5 protein-coding genes are annotated in these 5,878 nt (G+C 35.6%); all 5 read right to left on the reverse strand.

The window, feature by feature from the left end; genetic code table 11:
- Positions 1 to 1,046: Wzz/FepE/Etk N-terminal domain-containing protein (locus ACZFYI_RS14450; RefSeq protein WP_462524835.1), on the reverse strand; the 1,046-nt coding region annotated here is incomplete at its 3' end.
- 38 nt (positions 1,047 to 1,084) lie between these two features.
- Complete coding sequence (locus tag ACZFYI_RS14455; protein ID WP_462524838.1) at positions 1,085 to 3,616, reverse strand: SLBB domain-containing protein; 2,532 nt, start codon at positions 3,614 to 3,616, stop codon at positions 1,085 to 1,087.
- A 301-nt stretch (positions 3,617 to 3,917) separates the two neighbouring features.
- Positions 3,918 to 4,424 carry an ArsR family transcriptional regulator gene (locus ACZFYI_RS14460; protein WP_462524839.1) on the reverse strand — a complete coding sequence of 169 codons (507 nt, stop codon included), beginning with the start codon at positions 4,422 to 4,424 and terminating at the stop codon, positions 3,918 to 3,920.
- Between the two features lie 165 nt (positions 4,425 to 4,589).
- Positions 4,590 to 4,946 (reverse strand): hypothetical protein, encoded by a 357-nt coding sequence (locus ACZFYI_RS14465; protein ID WP_462524836.1) that lies wholly within the window; start codon positions 4,944 to 4,946, stop codon positions 4,590 to 4,592.
- A 3-nt stretch (positions 4,947 to 4,949) separates the two neighbouring features.
- Positions 4,950 to 5,878: penicillin acylase family protein (locus ACZFYI_RS14470; RefSeq protein WP_462524837.1), on the reverse strand; the 929-nt coding region annotated here is incomplete at its 5' end.

Genomic DNA, 5,878 nt, shown 5'->3' on the forward strand with positions numbered 1-5,878 from the left:
AAACCCAAAGACAAAATCAGTCCAATGAAAGCGAAAATCAATACTATAAAGGGTCTTTTGGGGGCAGATTTTTCAATTGGAACCGAAACGGGCTGAATTACAGAAAATATAGGAGTATCTTGACTTACCTGTAATTTTGCCTGTTCTAATTGTTTTGCTAACTCTGTATAAATATTGAATGCAAAATTATATTCACTTTCCAATTTTTCTAACTGATTTAACACCAAAGCGGAAGATAAGTTTTGGTTTTTATCCCTAAAATTGGCTAATTTCCTTTGAACTGATTCAAATTCAATTCTCTTCTCCTCAAACCTTTCTTGGGTAAATTTCAACTGCTCTCTAGCATTTTGAATTTTGTACTCTATAACCTCCTTTTGAAGCAATTCCTCCGCAAATTTGGCCATTTGAGCTGAAATTAGAGGTTCAGGCATAATAAAACTTAAAGAAACAAACCCCTCTTTCTCGTTGTACTGTATTGAAATTTGCTTTTCTAACCTTTTAAAATGTTCAAATTCATCATTCGAAATTGTAACTATATCAATTTCATTTTCAATGCCTTCAGGGTTAGATTTCAAGGATTTAATCAGTTCAAAAGGTAAACCAATTGTATACTTGAATACTAAAGGAAAGAAAGCTATTTTATGTAGGCTATCATAATAATCTTTATATGAAATTGAATAGTTTAAACCAATTGGATTTATTTTTGCATCTAATAAATTTTTTTTGAAATTAACTGATGACACAATTTTCGGGTACAATGTTGGCGGAATTTCACTTCCTCCACCCATTGCTCCTAAGTTAATCCCTGCTAAAGAAGCTAAGCCCCCAAGGCTACCACCTACTTTACTTGGTTCTGAAGTCTGAGGAACAAATGTCGAACCTGCTGTATATTCTTTCTCTAATAATAGTGCTGTCAAAACTCCTAAAATAATGAAAAGAAAAGTTATTGACCCAATAATTTTTCGATTAAGCCAAGATGTTTTGGCAAGCTCAAGCAAGTCAATTTCATCTGTTTGAATTGTAGGGTTAACTTTTGATTGTTCCATTAAACTATTTCTAGATTATTTTTAGATGGTATCTAAAATTACCGACTTAAATTATTCCACAATAGAACCAAGGTTGTTAATGTTGTTGAAATAGCTAACCAGGCTTGCAAAGGCATTGCTTCCTTTTCCTTTTTGGTTGGAATAATTATTTCAGAACCAGGTTCTATATTTGGGTAAAACTTAAAAAATAAAATGTTAGAAGTTCTCCTTACGTCACCATTTGCATACACAACATAAGACTTCTTTTTTTTGGATTTTTCAGTAAAACCTCCTGCTCTCGAAATATATGATTTAAACCCAAAATTCTCATTGTATCGGGCAGTTGTTGGAAATAAAACCTCTCCACGCATCCTAACTGTCTGTAATTGTTTAGGAATACTCAAAATATCCCCCTCTTGTAAAATCAAGTCAAATTCACTTCCGGGATTTTGGATGATTTCTGAAAGGCTAATCCCTATCATAGCCTGAGTTGTGACAATACTAAAGTCAAGAGAGTCACTCTGCGAAACTAAGCCCTCAATAGTTTCTTTTCTAAATTCATCAATCAACAACCCTCCTTGTTTACTGGATAGACCCCCACCTTTTTCTTCAATTTTTTGGTCAATTCTATTCAATAAAATTTTCTCGGCCTCAGTAGTATCCCTTTTGATTCTTTGAAGATTCCTCTTTACTCCTAAGAGATTTGTTGATTTAATTTCATTCTCGCTGGGTCCCTCGAAAAACTCATTTCTCCTTATCAAGGTTGCACCTTTTGGATAGGCAAACTGATTTAATCCTCCTGCCCTCTTCAATAAATCAGAAATTCTTTCATTAGCATGGGCAATCGCATACTCACCCGGGTAATAAACTTCTCCTTCTACGCTAACAAAACGGCTTCTTTGAAATCCTGAATTTCTCCGGACGATTACATGGTCAAAAGGAGTCAAAGTGAAATTTGAATCATCATCTAAAATCCTCAATTCCTTATCAATATTAATATGAATGATTTCAGCCAACTTACCTGAAATATCATCCTTAACCCTTCTTGCAATTTCAATTTGGGAAGACGTTGCTGATTCCTTAAAACCGCCTGCTCTAAAAACCAAATCCGAAACACTCATGTTTTCTGCAAATGCAAATGTTCCCGGTCTATTTACCTCTCCACTGATAATTACATAAAATTCTTCCCTGAGGTCATAAATGCTTGGAATATACAAGATATCTTCTCTTTGTAAAGTAATGTCTTCTTCATTACCGTTTACAATTTCACTAATGTTCACGGTTACCATTTCCAAAGAAAAATCATTCCCTGTCCTATATAGAGCCGCTCTATTCATGAAGGCATCATCACGCAGACCACCTGCTTTTTGTATCAAATCGCTGACCCCCATACCTTCTTCCAAGGCAAAAGTCCCTGGCCTCATTAAAGCACCTGATACCTGTATCCTATTTTCATACCTGTTCAAAAGCTCCCCAAATACAAAACTGTCCCCACTTTTGGGAACGAAATTTTCAAAATTGCCACTTTCAATGTTTTCAACTTTGAACTCTTTTTCAGTTGTCCGGAAAACCGTAGCTACATTGGAATAGGCCTTATCAGAAAATCCACCTGCAAACTTGATGAGATCTTCCAGATTTTCATCGCTTTTCATTTCAAATAACCCCGGCCTTCTTACAGGTCCACTGATATCTACTCTTTTCTCAACGGGGGGAATTAAAATCACATCATTGTCCTCTAGTCTTATATTTGAAGATTGATTTCCATTTACCAAAAAATCATAGATGTCCAATTCTGCCACCATTTTACTATTCCTGTAAACCCTTATATTTCTAAAGGATCCATTCTCCTTTATCCCACCTGCTGCATAAATTGCATTAAAAACAGAAGCAAAAGAGGAAATTGTATAATTACCGGGAGTGAAAACCTCTCCGACCATTGAAACTTGAATCGATCTGATATTCCCAATTCTTAGCTTCATAAAAGTATTCGGGGCAGAACCACCTAATCCTGAATATATTGCACTCAAGGTTCTTGTTAGTCTTGATGTTGCAGCCTCTACTGTCAATCCAGACAAATTAACAGGGCCAACATTGGGGATAAAAATCAAACCCTCACTATTGATATTCAAATCATATTCGTATTGGGAAGCCCCATAAATATCTATCAAAAGTTGGTCTCCGGCTCCCAATATATAATTCTGTGGCGTAGGAATATTTAAATTTGGTGTGAATGTGAGGTTATTGTTTCTAAACAGAGAAAAGCCAAAGATTTTCTTCTCTTGCTCAGTCATTGGAATTTCTTTTTCTTGCATCAATACTTCAGGTTGATTCCATTCTCTCCCCGAATTATTCTGCGGAACAGAACTTTGTGTATCATTTCTTTTATTCCTTATCTGATTGATTCTTTGCCTCAATTTTGCTACTTCAGTTGCAGGCATCCCTCTTTCCCGTGCCATTGCTTCCAACTGCTGTTCTGTCATTCCCGAGGATTCAGCCCTTTTTATTAGCTGCTCCAATTGCGCATCTGAAAGATCATCAACTTTAATGTTTTGTATATCTGACATAGATTGGCCATAGGAGGATGTAGCCATAACAACAAATAACAATCCTACAAAAAGGAATTTGATTACCGAAAGTTGATTGTAAATTTTATTATTCATTTTGAAAATATTAACCTCTTTGATTTGGACAAGAGGATTGTTTATCCCAATGATTGAAGAATGTGAAATTTTATTTTGGTTATAAGTGTGAAAAATAAGGCAAACTCTTCAAATAATTAAACAAATAGCACTTTACTTCCTGCACCTCATACAGCTTCGCCCTTTCAGTCACATTTTGATTGTGCTTATTCAGAATTTTTAAACTATCCTCAATTCTTTTTAAATCGAGAATCTATTTTTTAAACAGGGTGAGACAATCTTTTGAATCAATCTCAGTATTGACTTTGAATTTTACTTTTCTATCTATTATTTCCTCAATCCTTCCGGTGAGGTGATCAAGGTAACTTTCGTTTAAAAACTCTCCCTTTATAACCACCTCAATTGTTCCTGAATCAATACCTTGGGCATAATCACCCGTCAATATCACTTCATCTACTTCCCCCATTCTCTCCAATACTGCCTCCAATAGCCGGTCAAACCCGAGGTAATTTCGGATGATATCTTGTAAGTTGGAAAACAATGGATGATTGGGATTGGCTTGGTATTCAATTTTGTTTTTATCAGCTACTTTTACCAAAAATCCGGCTTCGGATAAATGATTCAGCTCTTTTCTAATAGAATTGGTTGACTCTCCAAACTCGTCTGCTAGACCACGCAAATGTCCTTGGTTTTCGGCATTGCTGAAAAACTTCACTAAAAGTTTTAAACGGGTCTTTGACGTAATTAAATATTCAAGCATAAAAGTGACATGCACAAACCGAGCAACAAAAGTACTCGTATTGGCAGACAAAGCAAAATGTTTTCAGTTTTTTTGACTAACATATTGTAAATTGGAAAAAGAAAGATTGAAAACGCAAATAATCTAGTGCTTTTGAAAAACAAAATATCTCAAATTCATTATAAATCAATCTTTTATTTCGAACAACCTCCTTAACATAGCGCCAGTCAATCCGCTAAATGATCCAATGATAAATCCCAAAAATGCAGTACCAAATAAAAGCAGGTTGTCATTTTCCAACCCCATCAGCTCAGCCATTCTTTTTGGAAGTTCAGAATCGGTTTTAATTGAAATAAACAAAGCAAGCGCCATCCAAGTCAGGCCAAAAGAGAATCCAGAGCTTAAAAATGATGTCAACTTTGTACCCCCAACTACAAAAGACAAAAGGACAACTCCTATCATTAAAACCCAATAGGGTAAATAAGGACCAACAAGCATTACAAGAAGGGCAACAAGAATAAATAAAATCAGAAACTTTTTCATAAATCAATTCTTAAATACTGTAATGAAAAGTGGATTTGAGAAATTATCCACTGACTTTAAAGAAACATCAACATATTCTCCGTTTGCCCACTTTTTTAACAGGTTGTCATAATATTTACTTCCAGGGTTTCCTGATTGGCCGCCTGGATAAATTCCAAAAGCTTCTCCCCCATCTCCCATTTCAACAATCATCCTCCAACTCGCGCCATTTCTTTCACTTGTTGCATTTAAAATCCCTGTGCCTCCCCCTGTATAAACATTGATATGGCTGAAGGATTTGAAATTAGGCACTAAATGCAAAATGGAAGTTTTCTTATAATTTGCCCAAGAATAATCTTTGTCAGCCGTTTCAATTTCTTTGATTTTCTCTACCATTTCAAAGAACGAAGCTCTGACTAAAGATTTGGCAATTTCCTTTTCTACTGTTTCAGGATTGTCAAAAAGATCACTTTCCGGTTCATCCTTTAATAATTTTGTTGTTTGGTATTTATTAGGCAGAACGACTGGCTTTTCCTTTGATTTCCACTTTGACCATATTCCGTGATAAAGTCTTTCCCACCAAATCTGATACAGAGTAGGTTCTTCTTGGTTTGGGTAGTAATTGAAATTCCAAGCCCTTAGTTGGGCCAGGTACTTTATCCCCGATTCATCCATTTGGCTGGTATCGATGGAATCAAGCAAGTTTAACATCACAGGAAGCGCCTCTGATGCGTGTAAGTTGAAATTATCGAATTGAAGAGCCATCATATCTTTTGTCGTAATCTCATTCATTTCCCGGAGACGATTATTTAACCTTCTGTTTCGATAATGTTCAAAACTGTTATCAAAAATGTAATAGGGATAAGAAGGATCCACTGAATGCTGATTGGCAGAAGATACAAATCCTCGTGCTGGATTTAGTGTAGAAGGATTTTGCTCGTTTGGAATGAAAC

The organism is Aquiflexum sp., assembly GCF_977115555.1.

Coding starts and splice junctions, on each gene's coding strand:
- ACZFYI_RS14455 (WP_462524838.1), bottom strand. CDS start 3,616: ATGGCTACATCCTCCTATGGCCAATCTATGTCAGATATACAAAACATT.
- ACZFYI_RS14465 (WP_462524836.1), bottom strand. CDS start 4,946: ATGAAAAAGTTTCTGATTTTATTTATTCTTGTTGCCCTTCTTGTAATG.
- ACZFYI_RS14460 (WP_462524839.1), bottom strand. CDS start 4,424: ATGCTTGAATATTTAATTACGTCAAAGACCCGTTTAAAACTTTTAGTG.